This is a genomic window from Cellulomonas wangleii (genome assembly GCF_018388445.1).
GTDB classification, from domain to species: Bacteria; Actinomycetota; Actinomycetes; order Actinomycetales; family Cellulomonadaceae; genus Cellulomonas; species Cellulomonas wangleii.
In genome coordinates, this window is record NZ_CP074405.1 from 444,459 (window position 1) to 463,253 (window position 18,795).

At 70.9% G+C, this 18,795-nt stretch carries 16 protein-coding genes; 13 read left to right on the forward strand and 3 right to left on the reverse strand.

Annotated features, from left to right (window positions below):
* Positions 1 to 34: 34 nt before the first annotated feature.
* Positions 35 to 772, reverse strand: a complete 738-nt coding sequence (locus KG103_RS02240) for a GH25 family lysozyme (RefSeq protein ID WP_249670703.1) — start codon at positions 770 to 772, stop codon at positions 35 to 37.
* Between the two features lie 290 nt (positions 773 to 1,062).
* On the opposite strand from KG103_RS02240, the gene KG103_RS02245 reads away from it, so the two are divergent.
* The 4 genes from KG103_RS02245 (at position 1,063) to KG103_RS02260 (ending at position 6,601) form a co-directional block, all read left to right on the forward strand.
* On the forward strand, positions 1,063 to 1,851 hold the full coding sequence (locus KG103_RS02245; protein ID WP_207341889.1) for an HAD family hydrolase: 789 nt from the start codon (positions 1,063 to 1,065) through the stop codon (positions 1,849 to 1,851).
* A 461-nt stretch (positions 1,852 to 2,312) separates the two neighbouring features.
* Complete coding sequence (locus KG103_RS18735; protein ID WP_249670705.1) at positions 2,313 to 2,831, forward strand: GrpB family protein; 519 nt, start codon at positions 2,313 to 2,315, stop codon at positions 2,829 to 2,831.
* A 563-nt stretch (positions 2,832 to 3,394) separates the two neighbouring features.
* Entirely contained in the window at positions 3,395 to 3,928 is a 534-nt protein-coding gene (locus tag KG103_RS02255) for a DUF402 domain-containing protein (RefSeq protein ID WP_207341891.1), read from the forward strand.
* Between the two features lie 402 nt (positions 3,929 to 4,330).
* Complete coding sequence (locus KG103_RS02260; RefSeq protein ID WP_207341892.1) at positions 4,331 to 6,601, forward strand: hypothetical protein; 2,271 nt, start codon at positions 4,331 to 4,333, stop codon at positions 6,599 to 6,601.
* Positions 6,602 to 7,249: 648 nt separating this feature from the next.
* Here KG103_RS02260 and KG103_RS02265 read toward each other — a convergent pair.
* Positions 7,250 to 7,954 (reverse strand): nucleotidyltransferase family protein, encoded by a 705-nt coding sequence (locus KG103_RS02265; RefSeq protein WP_207341893.1) that lies wholly within the window; start codon positions 7,952 to 7,954, stop codon positions 7,250 to 7,252.
* A gap of 346 nt (positions 7,955 to 8,300) precedes the next feature.
* Between KG103_RS02265 and dnaK the strand changes: the two genes are divergently transcribed.
* The 4 genes from dnaK to KG103_RS02285 all read left to right on the forward strand — a co-directional run bounded on the left by dnaK (position 8,301) and on the right by KG103_RS02285 (position 12,356).
* A complete protein-coding gene (gene dnaK / locus KG103_RS02270; protein ID WP_207341894.1) occupies positions 8,301 to 10,169 on the forward strand; it encodes a molecular chaperone DnaK in 1,869 nt (622 codons plus the stop codon).
* Entirely contained in the window at positions 10,166 to 10,795 is a 630-nt protein-coding gene (grpE, locus tag KG103_RS02275) for a nucleotide exchange factor GrpE (protein ID WP_207341895.1), read from the forward strand. The genes dnaK and grpE overlap by 4 nt, the downstream gene beginning before the upstream one ends.
* Positions 10,796 to 10,918: 123 nt before the next feature.
* A complete protein-coding gene (locus KG103_RS02280) occupies positions 10,919 to 11,908 on the forward strand; it encodes a DnaJ C-terminal domain-containing protein (RefSeq protein WP_207341896.1) in 990 nt (329 codons plus the stop codon).
* 25 nt (positions 11,909 to 11,933) lie between these two features.
* A complete protein-coding gene (locus KG103_RS02285) occupies positions 11,934 to 12,356 on the forward strand; it encodes a heat shock protein transcriptional repressor HspR (RefSeq protein WP_207341897.1) in 423 nt (140 codons plus the stop codon).
* 5 nt (positions 12,357 to 12,361) lie between these two features.
* Here KG103_RS02285 and KG103_RS02290 read toward each other — a convergent pair whose 3' ends face one another.
* Positions 12,362 to 12,763, reverse strand: a complete 402-nt coding sequence (locus KG103_RS02290) for a hypothetical protein (RefSeq protein WP_207341898.1) — start codon at positions 12,761 to 12,763, stop codon at positions 12,362 to 12,364.
* Between the two features lie 202 nt (positions 12,764 to 12,965).
* Here KG103_RS02290 and KG103_RS02295 point away from each other — a divergent pair, with 202 nt between their 5' ends.
* From KG103_RS02295 to nrdE, 5 genes are all read left to right on the forward strand, one after another.
* Complete coding sequence (locus KG103_RS02295; protein ID WP_207341899.1) at positions 12,966 to 14,813, forward strand: AAA family ATPase; 1,848 nt, start codon at positions 12,966 to 12,968, stop codon at positions 14,811 to 14,813.
* Between the two features lie 129 nt (positions 14,814 to 14,942).
* Positions 14,943 to 15,173 (forward strand): chemotaxis protein CheW, encoded by a 231-nt coding sequence (locus tag KG103_RS02300; RefSeq protein WP_207341900.1) that lies wholly within the window; start codon positions 14,943 to 14,945, stop codon positions 15,171 to 15,173.
* A gap of 603 nt (positions 15,174 to 15,776) precedes the next feature.
* Positions 15,777 to 16,022 (forward strand): glutaredoxin-like protein NrdH, encoded by a 246-nt coding sequence (gene nrdH / locus KG103_RS02305; RefSeq protein ID WP_089800153.1) that lies wholly within the window; start codon positions 15,777 to 15,779, stop codon positions 16,020 to 16,022.
* Positions 16,023 to 16,224: 202 nt separating this feature from the next.
* The gene (nrdI, locus tag KG103_RS02310) at positions 16,225 to 16,641 is read left to right on the forward strand and encodes a class Ib ribonucleoside-diphosphate reductase assembly flavoprotein NrdI (protein WP_207341901.1); all 417 of its coding nucleotides are present in this window, start codon (positions 16,225 to 16,227) and stop codon (positions 16,639 to 16,641) included.
* Positions 16,611 to 18,758 carry a class 1b ribonucleoside-diphosphate reductase subunit alpha gene (nrdE, locus tag KG103_RS02315; RefSeq protein WP_207341902.1) on the forward strand — a complete coding sequence of 716 codons (2,148 nt, stop codon included), beginning with the start codon at positions 16,611 to 16,613 and terminating at the stop codon, positions 18,756 to 18,758. Before nrdI ends, nrdE begins: the two co-directional genes overlap by 31 nt.
* The last annotated feature ends 37 nt before the right edge of the window (positions 18,759 to 18,795 follow it).

Sequence of the window (18,795 nt, forward strand, 5' to 3'; positions counted from 1 at the left end):
CTCCGGCCTGCTTCGTGACCTGCCTCCGCCAGGCCTACCGCAGGGCGCGCAGGTCGTCGAGGTCGCCGTCGAAGACGTTCATGTCGATGAACGACTCCTCGCCGTCGTACCCGTCGAGGCGGTCCCGGTTCGAGTACTGCCAGAAGGTCCACGCCCGGTCGTCCGACATGGTGGGCGGCACGATCACCGACCGGATCCAGATCGGCGTGCCTGGGAAGTGGCCGGCGACGTACCTGTCGTACGCGCTGGGGGTCGCGTAGACGACCGGCTCGATGCCGTGGTCACGCAGGGTCTCGATGAGCGCGGTCAGCTCCGGGCGGACCTGCGCCGCGTCCGGGGGGTCGGCGTGGAACGTCCCGTAGTACTCGACGTCGATCGCGACGGGCAGCAGGTCCTCGTCGTCCGGCACCGTCGCGAGCACGTGCTCCGCCTGCGCCCTGCCGCTGCTCTCGAAGCTGAAGAAGTGGTACGCACCGACCATCAGCCCGGCCTCGCGCGCCCCGCGCAGGTTCGCCTCGAACTCCCGGTCGACGAACGACGAGCCCTCGGTGGCCTTCACGTACGCGAAGTCGACGTCCTGCCGGGCGATCGTCGGCCAGTCGACGGTTCCCTGCCATGCCGAGACGTCGACCCCCCGCACGTCGTAGCGCGCTGCGAACAGACGGTTCGGCCACACCAGGCCGCGTTCGACGAGCGCGGCCCCGAGCGCGAGGACGACGATCGTCCCCGTCAGGACGATCAGCAGGACACGGACGCGACGGCGGCTCGGCACCGCGCCAGTCTGGCGTCGTCGCGCGTCCTGCGCGCGCAACGTCCACCTGACCGGCCGCAGACGCTGCGTGCCACGATCTGGTCGCCGAAGCACGCAACGCGCCCGGTCATCGGGTGTAGGGCTCGCGGTACTTGTCCGCCGTCCGACGCTCTGACCTCGACGTGGACAGCTCCCTGAGAACGCCGCCGTCTCACTGTCGTGTCCGAATCCTCAGAAGCGGTACGGGACGGGCTGAGCTGCAGGGGTGCGTATGACCGGGCCGAGGGCGGGGCCTCGCTATCGTGCGGCCCATGTACCGCGGCCTCCTCCTCGATCTGTACGGCACCCTCGTGTGCGAGGACGACGAGGTCCTGGCGCCGATCTGCGCCCACGTCGCAGGGCTCGCCGGTGTCGAGCCCGGCGTCGTGGCGAAGGAGTGGGGGCGTCGGTTCGGCGAGGCCTGCCGCGCGGCCCACGGTGACGCGTTCCGCCTGCAGCGGGCCCTCAGCCACGAGACGCTCGCGGAGACGATGCAGCACTTCGACGTGCGGGGCGACGCGGAGGGCCTCTGTCGTCCCCAGTTCGACTTCTGGCGTCGTCCTGCGGTCTTCGCCGACAGCCTGCCGTTCCTGCAGCAGGTCGGGGTACCCGTGTGCGTGGTCTCCAACATCCACCGGGACGACGTGCAGGCGGTGCTGGACCTGCACCACCTGCCGGTGGACGCCGTCGTCACGAGCGAGGACGCCCGCGCCTACAAGCCTCGCCCAGAACCGTTCGAGCTCGCTCTGAGCGCTCTGGGGCTGCAGGTCGACGAGGTCCTGCACGTCGGGGACTCGCCGTCCGCCGACATCGGTGGTGCCCGGGTGCTCGGGATCGCTACGGCATGGATCAACCGCAAGGGCCGGCGTGCCCCGGCGGGCTGCGAACCGACCTTCACGGCGGGCTCCCTCCACGAGCTGTCCGAACAGCTGCGCTCGGCATGCGGCGCAGCTGATCGACACGAGGAGGCGAGCGCGCAAAGGGGGTCGCAGGACCCGTCCAGGTCCTCAGTGGCGCGCGGACACGCCAGAGCGACGGCGGGCAGGCGCCGGACACGCTAATGCGAACCGGACAAGCTGGATGCGAACCCACACCACATGTAGGAACTCATCGGAGTTGTCCGGACACCGATGCTGTGACCTTTGGCGGGACAGGTAGGTGAGACGGGCTGCGTCTCACCTACCTGTCCGAATCCTCAGCGAGAGCCCGGGAAGCTCGTCACCGATGACACGTACGGCTCGTTGGTGTGCCGCTGGATGTAGTCGGCCAGCAAGGGCACGGTGAAACCGGAAGCCGCGACGGGGCGCGTAGATCAAGCCCTCCTTGATGAGCGCGTCGCGGGACGCGCTCAGTCCGAGGGCCTCTTCTTGCCCATCCGCGCGGCGAGGTCGGCCACGGGGCTCGGACCGATGTCGACGGCCATCGCGGCCATGAGCTGCTTCTGCTGGGGCGTTGCGCGTTCCCACCCGGAGACGAACAGGCTGCGGTCCAGATGTCTGGCTGCATCAGTAGGGTTCAGGCTGTGCTTGTTCCCTACGACCCGTCATGGCCTGACCAGTTCAGGGCCGCGGCTGAATCGCTCAAGCAGGTAGGCAACCCGCAGTGGACCGTCGAGCACATCGGATCCACCGCCATCCCGGGGCTGTCAGCCAAGCCGATCATCGACCTTGCTGTTCGCGTCGAGGACGCTCGCGACTTCCAGCGACACCGGCCAGCGCTGGTGCGCGATGGCTGGCGAACTGGCAGCAGCGTACGAACGCACGACGTGATGCTCCGCGAGCGGGATGGCACCCGGACTCACATCGCTCACTTCTTCGCCTCGGCGGTATGGGGTGAGGTGAATCAGCGTCTCTTCCGCGACTGGCTGCTTGCGCATCCCACGGATGCTCTCCGCTACCAAGAGGTGAAGCGCCTGGCCGTCAAGGATGCTGCCGTCGGGCTCGGTGCGTACAACGCTGCCAAGACGACAATCGTGCAGGAACTAGTCGATCGCGCTCGGGCCGAGCGGGGTCTGCCCTCGGTGTCGGTCTCCGACAAGTAGTCCGCCCGCGTCCGCTCATGCCGCATCCGGGTGGGCCGCGCCCGCGCAGCGAGTAGACGCGGTCGCCCGCGGTGTCGCAGGTCACCGGGTCCGCCACCCGGCGCGGGTGGGACGGCTCTCCGCCGTTGGTCTCGAGGTCGGTGCGGATGAGGCCGGCCCCCTGGCGACGTCGTCGGTGCGGTTGACGCGCTGCCGCAACCGTGTCCGTCGGGTCCGCGATTGACTGTTCAAGCTGATCCATCGTGCGGAGGAAGGCTGCCTCGAGGTCGACCTCGTAGGTGCTCGCCAGGGTCATCACCGCCCACAGGCAGTCGGCCAGCTCGTGCGCGAGGGCCTCGTCCAGGTCGGGGTGTGGCCGGACGCCGGCCTTGCCCTGAACCAGCTTCATCAGGTCGCCCACGTCCCCAACGAGACCAAGGGCGATCTCTTCCTCTGTCCAGCTGCGTCCGTAACGCTCCTGCTCCCACCGCGCGTACCGAAGGCGGATCTGCGCCGCGCGGGCGGAGAGCACGAGGAAGTCCATACCCGGACCGTGGCCGGACCCGCCGATAGGGTCATCGATCGTGTCGATCTATGAGCCAGGCACTTCGATCCAGCGGTTCGAGGTCCTGCACGACCGCGTGTGGATGCAGCATCCGGTGACGGTCGTGTCCGACGACGGTGCGACCTTGGCCGTCCGTCTGGATCCCGGTTCACGCTTCAGCTTTCCTCCGCATCCGTTCGGTCCCCACCCATGGAGCTCGCACTCGGCCTGGGCGTCCACCGTGGTGCTCCAGCTCCACCGGAGCGGCGATCACTACGGGGTCTGGAAGTTCTTCGATGCCGCGGGGGCCTTCCAGAACTGGTACATCAACTTCGAAGCGCCCATCGTGCGCCGACGGAACGGGTTCGAGACCGACGATCACGGCCTGGACCTGATCGTCTTCCCGGACGGCCGACGCGAGTGGAAAGACGTGGCCGACCTGCACTGGCAGCGAGTCACCGGACGCATCGATGAGGGCACCGTCGGCCTCGTGCTGGCGGCCGCAGCCGATGTCGTAGCCCAACTCGACTCGAACAACCACTGGTGGAGTGCGTGGGACGGCTGGACACCGTGACCATGCCGAGCCACGAACCGGTCGACTACGGCTGTCCCTTCTGCCGGAGGGCGAACGCCTCGGTCGGACGGCACGAGGACTGCCAGAGGAGTGCGCCGCCGTCCGCCGCCGTTTGCAGCTCCCGTGCCAGTCGTTCAGCTGCACCAGCGTCGGCAGCAGGTCGAACGGCACTCGCCGGACGGTCCACCGACTCGCGGGCGAGTCCGAGCGGCGCCGCCACAGAAAACCGAGGAAATCGCGTCGCCGCTCCGGCACGATGAGTGCCGAGGCCCGGCCCGGGCATACTTCGCCACTCTTCAAAGTCCCCGCCCGGGCGATCTCCTCACCGGCCGGCGCCCGACCCGGGCGCCGGCCATCGTCGTCTCGGACCCCGGTGGGGTCCGCCACCCGGAGGGTTACGCCGTGCACGACGTCGAGCGCATCGCGCTGGACCGCCTCGGCCTGCTGACGGCGCCCGCGACGCCCGCAGGTGGCGCGACGCCGGAGGCGGTCGCCGTGGCCCTGGCGGAGCTCGCCCGCGTGGGTGTGGCGGTCACGAACCCCGAGGCGCTCACCGGCGCCGCAGTGGCCCGGGTTCCCGACATCGTGCGACACGTGCACGAGCGGCGCGGCCAGAGCAGCTCCTACGCGCCGCTGTTCGACGGCTTCCCGGACGCGCTGCCCGCGGTCGACCATGTCGCGGTGCGGGCGGTGCTCGGCTGGGCTCGCCTTGCGGGCGTCACCGACCCGACGGCCGAGCAGGTGCGCGCCGCGTTCGACTTCTCCTCGCTCGGCTGGTGGCCGGCGTCGTCGGTTCCCCAGGACGTCCCCGCGGCGGTCCTCGCGCGCGCACACCAGGACGTGCTGCCCGCCGACGGCCACGTCGAGTGGTCGACCGTGCGCGTCGTCGACCCGGCGGAGGCCGAGGACGCCCTCCGGACGTGGATGCGCGAGGCGTTCGCCGCCGCGGCGTCGCTGCGCGAGGACGTCCGCGCCGACCTCGCCGCGCTGACCCGGCTCCTCGGGGTCGCGCACGTCGACCCGGCGACCGTCCGCTTCCGTGAGACCCGGACGCTGCTGACCCGACTGGTGTGGGAGACCGACCGCGCGGTGCTGCCGACGCTCGGCCTCACTCCCGACGACCTCCTGCGGCTGTTCGCCGACCTCACCGGCACCGACGTCGCGCTCCGACGGGGAGTGCGCCATCCTCGGCTCTCCCGAGCCGACCGGCGCGTCGTCGTCGCGTGCCTCGAGCGCTCCGATCGGCTCGGCGACGTGTTCCGGCGGCGCGGGCTCTGGCTCGCGATCGCGCGTGGGCTGCACGTGGACGAGCACGACGCGCCCCGCACCCGCCAGGTCGTCGCGCGGCTGCGCGCGAGCCGGCACGACCCGACGTCGCTCGCCTCGCGCGTCGAGCGCCTGCTCGTCGAGGACTACCCGGCCGCGGTCGCGCTCCTGGCACGCGAGTCCCCGGGCGCGCTCGTCCGCTCGCTGCGCCGGCTGGCGGCGCTCGCCGCGGGGACGCCCGGTCACGAGGACGCGCTCGCGCGCGCGCTCGCCGACAGCGCGGCGAGCGCTCCGGTGCGGGTGCTCCTGACCGCACGCGCGGGCGTCGACGACGACGGGCGCACGTACCCGAGGGTCGCCGTCACGCCGTCGGGGTCGGCGCTGCTGGTGTCCCGCGCCCCGGGGCACCTCGCGCTGCCCGACGGGCTGCGGACTCGTCTGCTCGAGGCGCTCACCACCGCGGTCCGCACGCAGCTGGCGGGCCGCGGCTCGTGGGCCGGCGAGCGCGTGCACGTGGCCGACGGGCTCGACCGGGTGCTCATGCCGGATGGGCTGCGCTCCACAGCCGCGGGGCTCGTCCAGGTCGAGCGCGGGAGCGCCCTGCCGCTCGGTGACGCGGCGGTGCTGCGGTTGTTCGTCCACTGGAGGCACCCGGCCAGCGACCTCGACCTCTCGTGCCTCGCGCTCGACGAGGACTTCGTGGTGGTCGACCACGTGAGCTGGACGCGCCTGCGCTCCGGCGTCATGGTGCACTCGGGTGACGTCACCTCGGCGCCCGCGGGAGCAGAGGAGTTCCTCGACGTCGACCTGGGCGCGCTCGCCGAGGCCGGCGCGCCTCCTGCGGGCCAGCCGGGGAACGATCCTGCGGCGCGCCGACCGTGGTGGCGCCGTGCGGTCGCGCGGTCGGCGTCCACGCCAGGTCCCCAGGTCGAGCGGTGGCGCTACCTCGCGCCGGCGGTGTTCCGGTACTCCGGGCCGCGCTTCGACGACCTCGAGGAGGCGTGGGCGGGCTGGATGCTGCGGGACCGGGCCGACCGGTCCCGCGCCGTGTTCGACCCCGCAGCCGTGGCCGGAGCGTTCCCGCTCACGGGCGGCCTGCGCACCGTCGTGCCGTTCCTCGTCGACGTGCGCGCCCGCGAGGTCGTGCACCTCGACCTGCGGCTGCCCGGCAGCCCACACGCTCGCGTGGAGCGCGAGGGCGGGCTCGTCGGCGAGCTCACGCGCGCGCTCGTCGCGCGACGAGCGACGCGGACCGACGTGGCGACCCTCGTCACGGAGAACGTCGCGGCGCGCGGCGGCACGGTCGTGACCGACCGGTCCTCGGCCACCCTCACGGTCGGCGTGGACGCCGGGTGCACGTACGACGTCCTGCGCCGACCCGAGAGGTTGCTCGCGCACCTGCTGTGACGCCGCCCCGGCTGACGAACGCCACCAAGCCCGCGAGGGCGACGTCATCGTCGTGCAGCAGACCCGAGATTGGGACAGCTCGGATGAGATCCCACAGCAACTGCAGGAACTCACCGGACTTGTCGCGGCCCAACTTGCTCACCTGCACAGCGACGGGCGCCTGAGACGGCCGCGGTCTCACCTTCGTGTCCGGATCCTCGGCGAACGGTGCGGGATCGCCCGATTCTCGGGTCATGCCGATGACCGGGCGAACGCGTCGCGCCGGCCGGTTCTCTACGCTGGCTCGTCGGGCGACGCGAACCGACATGTCCAGGGGGTGGGGTTGATGGAGCGCGACGAGATCCTGTCGGTGCTGCGGGGTGGGCTGCGTGAGCGTGGCGGTCGGACGAGCCCCGCCGTGGCGGGCTGCTGGCGATCGTCGACGCCGTCGCTGAGTTGGCCACTCAGGTGACGACTCTCCAGGACCTGAGGGAGATGTTCGCCGCTGGGCGCCTCCGCCACACGAGTTCGTTGCCGGGCGCCGCGGTTGTAGGAGCTCATCGAACTTGTCCGGCCCGAGGCTCTGACCTGCGGTGGGGCGGGTAGTTGAGACACCTGCCATCTCACGCACTTGTCCACATCCTCAACGACCGGGAGGTGCGCGTCTGGTCAGCGGACGATGCCGGCCTGGAGTCGACCGCCAAGCGGTGCGAGCAGATCGTCGGCCACCTGGAGGAAGAGGGAGCGCTCGCCTGATGCGAACGCACCGATCAACCGGTCGGCAACGGCGGGGGCCCCGGTGCGGAGCCTGCGCAAGAGCCACTTCCCTGACCCGAGCCACTGCCGCTGCGTCAGGAGAAGCAGCTCGGACAGCGCGGTGAAGGCATCGGCCAAGAGCAGTGCACGCTCGCCGGGGTCGTCGGCGTCCGCCAGATCGTCGAGCAGAGCGCTGACGGCGTAACGGCGAACGTCGAGTGCGTGCTGCTCGATCCGCGGGCCGGCCGACAGCACGTCTCGTGCCCACGTCTGCAGATCATGGAGTTCAGGCCCGGAGCGCAGGACTACGCCCTCGCTGAGCATCGTGAGGATGACCGGGCGGTGTGCGTCGACCTCGCGGCCGGCCCAGGTGCGGTACGCCTCGGGCGAGTATGCGAACACCTCTACGACGCGCCCGCTGTGCTCGTACGTCGCTGCCAGACTCGACCGCCCGCCGTCCAGGGCGCCCGTCGGGCAGATCAGGACGAGGTCGAGATCGCTGGTCGGCGTGCTGGTGCCACTCGCGCTGCTTCCGGCGAGCACAGCACCGCAGGCCGCGGGAAACAGGCTGGCGACGAACTGTTCGGCGATCGCTGACTCGGCGTCGAGGGTCGGCACGCGCACGAGCCTAGAGGCGGTCACGGACCCCGTCCCGAGCCACGCCCATCTCCCCACCGTTGGCCCTCCGGCTGGGACGACTAGGTGAGATTGGGTCAGGCCGTGGGCAGCTTCATGAGATGGGGACAACTCAGATGAGATCCCACAGCGGCGGTGAGACGCGGAGCGAGACGCACCCGGGAACAAACTCCGCCCTCCAAGAGTTGAGCCCATCAGACTCAACTTCCGCCGCCTCCAGTTGCCTCGCGCCCCCGGCGCATCGCAGACTTGAGCCCGGCGGACTCAAGACGTCTCTCAGACCACAGCACGTCGGAGCCTCACCGGGCTCCAGGAAGAAGGCACACACATGGCACGAGCAGTCGGCATCGACCTCGGTACCACCAACTCGGTGGTCGCCACCCTCGAGGGCGGCGAGCCCACCGTCATCGCGAACGCGGAGGGGTCGCGCACGACTCCGTCCGTGGTCGCGTTCTCCAAGACCGGCGAGGTCCTCGTCGGTGAGGTCGCCAAGCGTCAGGCCGTCACCAACGTCGACCGCACCATCTCGTCCGTCAAGCGCCACATGGGCACGGACTGGTCGGTCACCATCGACGACAAGAAGTACACGGCGCAGGAGATCAGCGCCCGCATCCTCGGCAAGCTGAAGCGCGACGCCGAGGCGTACCTGGGCGAGCCGGTCACGGACGCCGTCATCACGGTCCCGGCGTACTTCAACGACGCCGAGCGTCAGGCGACGAAGGACGCGGGCACGATCGCGGGCCTCAACGTCCTGCGCATCATCAACGAGCCCACCGCCGCGGCGCTCGCCTACGGGCTCGAGCGCGGCAAGGAGGACGAGAACATCCTCGTCTTCGACCTGGGTGGCGGCACGTTCGACGTGTCCCTGCTGGAGGTCGGCAAGGACGACGACGGCTTCTCGACGATCGAGGTCCGCGCGACCGCCGGTGACAACCGCCTCGGCGGTGACGACTGGGACGCCGCGATCGTGGCGCACCTGGTCACCGAGGTGAAGAACACCACGGGCGTCGACCTGTCGAAGGACAAGATCGCCCTGCAGCGTCTGCGTGAGGCGGCGGAGCAGGCCAAGAAGGAGCTGTCGTCCGCGACGAGCACCAACATCTCGCTGCAGTACCTGTCGATGAGCGAGAACGGCCCCATCCACCTGGACACCAAGCTGACGCGCGCGCAGTTCCAGCAGATGACGCAGTCGCTGCTCGACCGCGTGAAGGCGCCGTTCCACCAGGTCATCCGCGACGCGGGCATCTCGGTGAAGGACATCGACCACGTCGTGCTCGTCGGTGGCTCGACCCGCATGCCCGCGGTGTCCGAGGTCGTCACCGAGCTCACGGGCGGCAAGGAGCCCAACAAGGGCGTCAACCCGGACGAGGTCGTGGCCGTCGGTGCCGCGCTGCAGGCCGGCGTCATGAAGGGCGACCGCAAGGACGTCCTGCTCATCGACGTGACCCCGCTGTCCCTCGGCATCGAGACCAAGGGTGGCGTGATGACCAAGCTCATCGAGCGCAACACGGCCATCCCCACCAAGCGGTCGGAGATCTTCTCCACGGCCGAGGACAACCAGCCGTCCGTCCTCATCCAGGTGTTCCAGGGTGAGCGCGAGTTCGCCCGGGACAACAAGCCGCTCGGCACGTTCGAGCTGACCGGCATCGCCCCGGCCCCGCGCGGCATGCCGCAGATCGAGGTCACGTTCGACATCGACGCGAACGGCATCGTGCACGTGTCCGCCAAGGACCGCGGCACGGGCAAGGAGCAGTCGATGACGATCACCGGTGGCTCGGCCCTCCCCAAGGAGGACATCGACCGCATGGTGAAGGACGCCGAGGAGCACGCCGCCGAGGACAAGCGCCGCCGCGAGGAGGCCGAGACCCGCAACACCGCGGAGCAGCTCGTCTACCAGACGGAGAAGCTGCTGGCCGACAACGGCGACAAGCTCTCGGACGACATCAAGGGCGAGGTCGGTGGCGCCGTCACGGAGCTGAAGACCGCGCTCGAGGGCACGGACGTCGAGGCCGTCAAGGCCAAGCACGCCGCGCTGCTCACGGCGAGCCAGAAGATCGGCGAGGCGCTGTACGCCAACCAGTCCGCGGCCCCGGCCGCCGACGAGGCCCCGGCCGGCGCCGGCTCGACGTCCTCGACGACCTCCGACGAGGACGTCGTCGACGCCGAGATCGTCGACGACGAGGACGACAAGAAGTGACCGAGGAGCGTTCGGGGTCGGGCACGCCCGACCCCGAGGACACCCCGCGGTTCACGGACAAGCGCCGCGTCGACCCGGAGACGGGCGAGCTGCGCGAGCCGACGCCCGAGGAGGCCGTGCTGGCCGAGGCCGAGCAGGTCACGACGGAGGCCGAGGAGTCGGTCGTCCTGGAGGGCCTGGTGCAGGCCGAGAAGCTCGCGGCCGAGCGGCTCGAGGAGCTGCAGCGCGCGCAGGCGGCGCTGTACAACCTCGAGCAGCAGTACAACGGCTACGTCAAGCGGTCCAAGGCCGAGACGGTGGCGGCGCACGACCGTGGCGTCGCGACCGTCGGCGAGGCGCTGATCCCGGTCCTCGACGACATCGACCTGGCCCGTCGCCACGGCGACCTCACCGGTCCGTTCGCGTCGATCGCCGAGAAGCTGGAGAGCACGCTCTTCCGGCTCGGCATCGAGCGCTATGGCACCGAGGGCGACCCGTTCGACCCGGCCGTGCACGAGGCGCTCATGCACTCGCACTCCGACGAGGTCGAGGTGGCCACGGTGCAGCAGGTGCTGCAGCCCGGCTACCGCACCCCGGCGCGGATCCTGCGGGCCGCGCGCGTCGCGGTCGTGGACCCGGAGGCCTGAGGCCGCCATCATCAGCACCGAGAGACGCGAGGGCGGCGGCCGGGGGACCGGCCGCCGCCTCCGCGGCACCAGGAGAACCACCACGACCACGCACCACAGCACACGAAGCAGGAGGGAGGCGCCGTGACCGGCCAGGACTGGATCGAGAAGGACTTCTACGCCGTGCTCGGCGTCGCCAAGGACGCCGACGCCGCGACCATCAAGAAGGCGTACCGCAAGCTCGCCCGCCAGCTGCACCCCGACCAGAACCCGGGTGACGCCAAGGCGGAGGCGCGGTTCAAGGACATCGGTGAGGCGTACGCGGTCCTGTCGGACCCCGAGCAGCGCCAGCAGTACGACCAGCTGCGGGCCATGGCCGGCGGTGCCCGCTTCACCGCGGGCGGCCGCGGGGCAGGCGGCACCGCGGGGTTCGAGGACGTGTTCGGCGGCATGTTCGGCGGCGGGGCCAACGGCCCCGGCGGGCGGGTGCGCTACTCCAGCGGCGGGGCCGGCGGCGCGGGCTTCGAGGACATCCTCGGTGGCCTGTTCGGCGGCGCCGGCGGGTTCGGTGCGGCGCGCGGCCCGCAGCGCGGCACGGACCTCACGGCCACCACGACGCTGCCGTTCCGCACGGCCGTCGAGGGGTCGACGATCTCGCTGTCCGTCGAGGGCCGCACGGTCAACGCCCGCATCCCCGCAGGGGTGCGCGACGGGCAGAAGATCCGTCTGCGCGGCAAGGGACGCCCCGGTGACGACGGCGCCCCGGCGGGCGACCTGGTGATCACGGTGCACGTCGAGCCCCACCCGGTCTTCAGCATCGACGGCGACAACCTGCGTGTCACCGTGCCCGTCGCCTTCGACGAGGCCGCACTCGGCGCCACGATCGACGTCCCCACGCTCGACGGCTCGACCGTGCGCGTGAAGGTCCCGGCCGGTACGCCGTCGGGTCGCACGCTGCGGGTCAAGGGCAAGGGTGTGGCGACGTCGCGGCACACGGGCGACCTGCTGGTGAGCGTGCAGGTCGTCGTGCCGCAGAAGCTGTCCGGTGCGGCCAAGGAGGCCGTGCAGGCGTTCGGCATCGCGACGTCCGGGCAGGACGTGCGGGCCGACCTGATGGCGCAGGCCAGACGCTGACCTGCGGAGCCGGTGAGGAGGGGTGATGGACGAGGACTCCAAGGTCTACGTGATCTCCGTCGCCGCCGAGCTCGCGGGCATGCACCCGCAGACCCTGCGGCAGTACGACCGCCTCGGCCTGGTGCGGCCCGCGCGCACGCGCGGCCGCGGCCGTCGCTACTCGCCGCGGGACATCCGTGCGCTGCGCGAGATCCAGCGGCTGTCCCAGGAGGGCGTCAACCTGGCGGGCATCAAGCGCATCCTCGAGCTCGAGGAGGAGGCCCGCGCGCTGCGCCGGCAGGTCGAGTTCCTGCGCACGCTGGTCGACCCGGGCCGCCGGGTGTTCCGGGCCGACCCGACCGGCAACGTCGTCGCCGACCGGCTGCACCCGCTGGCCGAGGCGAGCGCACCGCGGCCCACGCGCTGGGTCCCGCGGCAGCTGACGTCGGGCACCCCGCGCCGCGACTGAGCGCGTCAGACCCAGCGCCAGCGCACCCGGGCCGGCCCCCCGCCGTTCAGCTCGCGGACGCGTCGCGTCGCGTGCGGCAGCCACCGGTAGCGCTCGTAGCCGCCACGGCCCGTGTCGACGACCCACGGCAGCAGCCCGACGAACCGGGCGAGCAGCAGGGTGAGCGCGACGAGCGCGACGATCCACAGCTCGAGCACCACGAGCGCCACCGCGACGACGACCAGCAGCACCGCGACCAGGCCCAGGACCGCGACGACCAGCGCGACGACCCCGCCGAGCAGCTCGGTGACGCCGAACAGCGCGAAGTCGATGTCCGGACCCTTGTACCGGCGCCGGGGGCGCCACGGCAGCACGCGCAGGTCGATGACCGCCGCGGGTTGCGTGGCCGAGCCGTCCGTCGTCGTCATCCCCGCCCACCTCTCCTCCGGAGTCGGGCAGGCTACCGACCGCGGGGTCCGTGACCGAGGAGGCCGGCTCGCGCGCTGGGCCGGACGGGTGACAGCGGGTCGAAGCGGTTGTCCGAAACGGACAATCCGGACGACGATGGCCCGACCACCGCGGCTGCGGCGGCCGAGCACCGCGGGCCGTCGCCTCACGAAGGGCCCGCCCGTGACCGACGCCCCCGCCAGGCCCCTGCTCGGCGCGCACGACATCGCCGTGGACCGCGAGCGGGTGCGTCGCCGCCGGGTGATCCGCCTCTGCCTGGTGGTCCTGGCGCTCGAGGCCTACGTCGTGTGGTCGGCGCTCACCGGGCGGCCGCTCGTGGTGCTGCCCGCCGTCGACCCGCTGGTCATCGCCCCGGTGCTGTTCTTCGTCGCCCTGATCGCGCTGCTCGTGGGCACCCAGGTCGGTGCCGGGCGGTCCCCGCACATCACGTTCCGCCCGGAGCAGGTCGACGTCACGCTGGCCGACGTCGTCGGCATCGACCCGATCGTCGACGACGTGCGCCGCTCCATCGACCTGTTCCAGACGCACCGGCGGTTCGCCGACCAGATGGGCGGCACCCCGCGGCGCGGCATCCTCTTCGAAGGGCCGCCCGGGACGGGCAAGACCCTGACCGCCAAGGCGATGGCGGCCGAGGCCGGGGTGCCGTTCCTGTTCGTCTCCGCGACGAGCTTCCAGTCCATGTACTACGGCGCGACGGCCCGCAAGATCCGCACCTACTTCAAGGCGCTGCGCGCCGCGGCCCGCACCGAGGGCGGCGCGATCGGCTTCATCGAGGAGATCGACGCGATCGCCCTGCGCCGTGGTGGCCTGCTCGGCGCGGAGCCCACGGCGGCGTTCGTGGGGTTGCCGTCGCCGTCGTCGCTGCTGGCCGGCCAGGGGGTGGTGCGCAACGCGATGATCTCCGAGGGCACGGGCGGTGTCGTCAACGAGCTGCTGGTGCAGATGCAGTCCTTCGACCAGCCGGTCGGTGCGGACCGCTTCTACAACGGGCTGGTCGCCGCCGTGAACCTGCTGCTGCCTGCGCAGCGCCAGCTCAAGCAGCGCCGCCCCACGCGGGCGCCGATCCTGCTCATCGCCGCGACCAACCGTGCGGACCACCTCGACCCGGCCCTGCTGCGCCCGGGTCGCTTCGACCGGCGGCTCACGTTCAACCCGCCGGACGCGCACGGACGGCGGGCGCTCGTCGACCACTTCCTCGCCCGGCGTTCCCACCACGCCGAGCTCGACGAGCCCGCCGTCCGTGACCGCGTCGCCGCCGCGACGAGTGGCTGGACCCCCGTCATGGTCGAGCACCTGCTCGACGAGGCCCTCGTCAACGCGCTGCGGCGCGGCGACGACGCGATGACCTTCGTCGACGTCGAGCAGGCGCGCATCACCGAGCTCGTGGGGCTGGGGCACCCCGTCACCTACACGGCCGGTGAGCGCACGCTCATCGCGACGCACGAGGCCGGCCACGCGGTCACGGCGTGGCTGGTGGCGCCCAACCGCACGCTCGAGGTGCTCACCATCGTCAAGCGCGGCTCCGCGCTGGGCCTGCTCGCGCACGGCGACTGCGAGGAGGTCTACACCCGCACGCAGTACGACCTGCGGGCGCTGGTGCAGATCGCGATGGGCGGCTGGGTGGCCGAGGAGCTGTTCTTCGGCCAGACGACGACCGGCCCGGCGTCCGACCTGGCGGCGGCGACCCGCACGGCCGCGCAGATGGTCGGGGCGGCGGGCATGACCGGCTCGCTGGTGTCGTTCGCGGCCACCGACCGGGACCTCGTCTCGGCGGTGATCGGCGACACGGCGGCGCGGGCGCAGCTGGAGGACGTGCTGGACAGCGCGCGGGCCACGGTGCGGCGGCTGCTGGCCAGCAACCGGGACCTGGTCGAGGCGCTGCGCGACGCGCTGCTCGACCGGCACGAGCTGGTGGGCGAGGAGATCACGTCGGTGCTGGAGAAGACGGTGGCCGCACGGCCCGACGGCGTGCGACCGGGGCCGCCGGCGGAGCACCTGCGCATCGCCTGACGCCCCACCCGCAGGCGGCGCGCGGCCCGGGGACGTAGGTCCCGCGTCCTGGCGGTGCCCCGCTGGGACCATCGAAGAGCCGGAGACCCCGGCACTCCGCTGTCCTCGCACCTACAGGAGCGTGTCGCCGTGTCCGCTGTCACCTGGAACCGTCCTGTGACGGCTGCCCGCCCGCTCCCGCTGCGCACCCGCGTGCGCCACGTGGTGGAGACCGTGCGCTGGGCACCGGCGCCGTACTTCGAGGGCTCGGCGCGGCAGCGCGCGCGCTACGTCGCCTACCTGCTGGGGTCCGTGCTCGCCTGGACGGTCGGCAGCCTCGCCGTGCTGGCCGTGATCGGGCAGGCTCTCGCGTCGTTCTGACGCCCCCGACACCGTGCCGGGCGTGCAAGGACGCCCTCCCGGTGCGGGCCGTACCCCGTGCGCGGCCACGTGCACGCGCCGCGGCGGCCGTCCGCACGGGCAGGTAGCCCGCAGAGCGGACGGTCCGCCGCGTCGCGGACGGCCGCCCCGCAGGGTGTCGCACGCAACTGTGCGCCCGTGGCATCCCGGCATAGCGGACAACGCCCCCGAAGCCGCCTGTGGACGGTGGTGGGGACGACGTGCCCGCGCCTGTGCACGCCGCTGTGGGTCGTCCCGGCGTGTCGCGCTGCTGACGTGCGTCGTCGCACGTCAGCGGGCTCGCGCGGCGTCCACAGGCGGTGCGCCACTGGCCTCACAGGGTGAAGAATGACACGGCCGTAACACAACACTTAGTGGGTGCTTGCGATGTCAGACCCCAGGTGTAGTGTCTAGCCAGACGGCTCGCCCCGAACCACACCGGTGTCATGCAGGCCCCTCGGCAGCACGACGGACCACCCCTCGCAGGGAGGCCCGGAGGCTGACAGGAGCACGCGGACCCCGACCCCCGGGTGACGCGGCCGCCACGGCGAGAACCACACGGACCACGAGCTCGGGGGAGCAGACATGACCATCACGGTGTACAGCAAGCCGGCCTGCGTGCAGTGCACGGCCACGTACCGCGCCCTCGACAAGCTCGGCCACGAGTACACGGTCGTCGACATCTCGGAGGACGCCGACGCGCGCGACTACGTCATGTCGCTCGGCCACCTCCAGGCGCCCGTCGTCGTCGCCGGCGGCGAGAACTGGTCGGGCTACCGCCCGGACCGCATCAAGGCGCTCGCGGACAAGCTGGCCACGCAGGTCGCCTGATCGCGGCGGACCTCGCGGTCCGTCGCCCCGCACGCCCCGGGTCGGCGCACGGCTAGCGCCGCGTCGGCCCGGCGGGCACTCGAGAACGGTCCGGCCGGCGCCTCGTGCGCCGGCCGGGCTGCACCCGGCACGCGCAGCGGGCCTCGGCATGCCCGGGTCCGCCGCACGGCAGCAGCACAGGACGCGGAGAGGGAGGCGAGCGGTGACCGAGCTCGTGTACTTCTCGTCCGCGTCGGACAACACGCACCGCTTCGTGCAGAAGCTCGGCATCCCGGCGCAGCGGATCCCGCTGCGCCCGACCGACGGGTTCCTGCGCGTCACGGAGCCGTACGTCCTCGTCGTGCCGACCTACGGGGGCGGCAACGAGGGCGGCGCGGTCCCGCGGCAGGTCGTCAAGTTCCTCAACGACGAGGACAACCGTGCGCTGATCCGCGGCGTCATCGCGGCCGGCAACACGAACTTCGGTGAGGCGTACTGCATCGCCGGCGACATCGTGGCGGCCAAGTGCCACGTGCCGTACCTGTACGCCTTCGAGCTCATGGGAACAACCGAGGACGTCACACGCGTCCGCGAAGGATTGGGAAGATTTTGGCAGCGACAGTCGCAGATACCCGCGTAGAGCTGACGGGGCTGGACTACCACGCCCTCAACGCGATGCTCAACCTGTACGACGCGGACGGGAAGATCCAGTTCGACGCCGACCGGCAGGCCGCGCGCGAGTTCTTCCTGCAGCACGTCAACCAGAACACGGTCTTCTTCCACGACCTGGACGAGAAGCTCGACTACCTGGTCGAGAACAAGTACTACGACCCGGCCGTGCTCGCGCAGTACGACCGCGCGTTCGTCAAGTCGCTCTTCCAGCACGCGTACTCGAAGAAGTTCCGCTTCCAGACGTTCCTCGGTGCGTTCAAGTACTACACCTCGTACACGCTCAAGACGTTCGACGGCAAGCGGTACCTCGAGCGCTTCGAGGACCGCGTCTGCATGGTCGCGCTCGCGCTGGCCGAGGGCGACCAGCAGTTCGCCATGAACCTGGTCGACGAGATCGTGTCCGGCCGGTTCCAGCCGGCGACGCCGACCTTCCTCAACCTCGGCAAGGCGCAGCGCGGCGAGCCCGTCTCCTGCTTCCTGCTGCGCATCGAGGACAACATGGAGTCCATCGCGCGCGGCATCAACTCCGCCCTGCAGCTGTCGAAGCGCGGCGGCGGCGTGGCCCTGCTGCTGTCGAACATCCGTGAGCACGGCGCGCCGATCAAGCACATCGAGAACCAGAGCTCCGGCGTCATCCCCGTGATGAAGCTGCTCGAGGACTCGTTCTCGTACGCCAACCAGCTCGGTGCGCGCCAGGGCGCCGGCGCGGTGTACCTGCACGCGCACCACCCGGACATCTACCGCTTCCTCGACACCAAGCGCGAGAACGCGGACGAGAAGATCCGCATCAAGACGCTCTCGCTCGGCGTCGTCATCCCGGACATCACGTTCGAGCTGGCGAAGAAGAACGAGCCGATGTACCTGTTCTCCCCGTACGACGTCGAGCGCGTCTACGGTGTGCCGTTCGCCGACGTGAACGTCTCGGAGAAGTACTACGAGATGGTCGACGACGGGCGGATCCGCAAGACCAAGATCAACGCGCGCGAGTTCTTCCAGACCCTCGCCGAGATCCAGTTCGAGTCCGGGTACCCGTACGTCATGTTCGAGGACACGGTGAACCGGGCCAACCCGATCGAGGGCAAGATCACGCACTCGAACCTGTGCTCGGAGATCCTGCAGGTCTCGACGCCGTCGACGTACAACGAGGACCTGTCGTACGCCGAGGTCGGCCGTGACATCTCCTGCAACCTGGGCTCGATGAACATCGCGCTGTCGATGGACTCCCCGGACCTGGGCAGGACCGTCGAGACCGCGATCCGCGCCCTGACGGCCGTCTCGGACCAGACGAGCATCGAGTCGGTGCCGTCGATCAAGAAGGCGAACGCCGGCGGGCACGCCATCGGCCTGGGGCAGATGAACCTGCACGGGTACCTGGCGCGCGAGCGGATCTTCTACGGCTCCGACGAGGGCCTGGACTTCACGAACATCTACTTCTACACCGTGGCGTACCACGCGATCCGCGCGTCGAACCTGCTCGCGCAGGAGCGCAAGGCGTCGTTCTACGGCTTCGAGAAGTCGACGTACGCGACCGGTGAGTACTTCACCAAGTACATCGAGAAGGAGTGGAAGCCGCGGACCGCGCGCGTCCAGGAGCTCTTCGACACCGCAGGCGTGCGCATCCCCACGCAGGACGACTGGCGTCTGCTGGCCGCGCTCGTCGCCGAGCACGGCCTGTACAACCAGAACCTGCAGGCGGTGCCGCCGACCGGCTCGATCTCCTACATCAACCACTCGACGAGCTCGATCCACCCGATCGCGTCGAAGATCGAGATCCGCAAGGAGGGCAAGATCGGGCGCGTCTACTACCCGGCGCCCTTCATGACGAACGACAACCTGGAGTACTACCAGGACGCGTACGAGATCGGCTACGAGAAGGTCATCGACACGTACGCCGAGGCGACGCAGCACGTCGACCAGGGCCTGTCGCTCACGCTCTTCTTCAAGGACACCGCCACCACGCGCGACCTGAACAAGGCGCAGATCTACGCGTGGAGGAAGGGCATCAAGACGATCTACTACATCCGCCTGCGGCAGATGGCGCTCGAGGGCACCGAGGTCGAGGGCTGCGTCAGCTGCATGCTCTGACGCCCCACCTGCGACGACGCCTTCGACGAGACTGAGG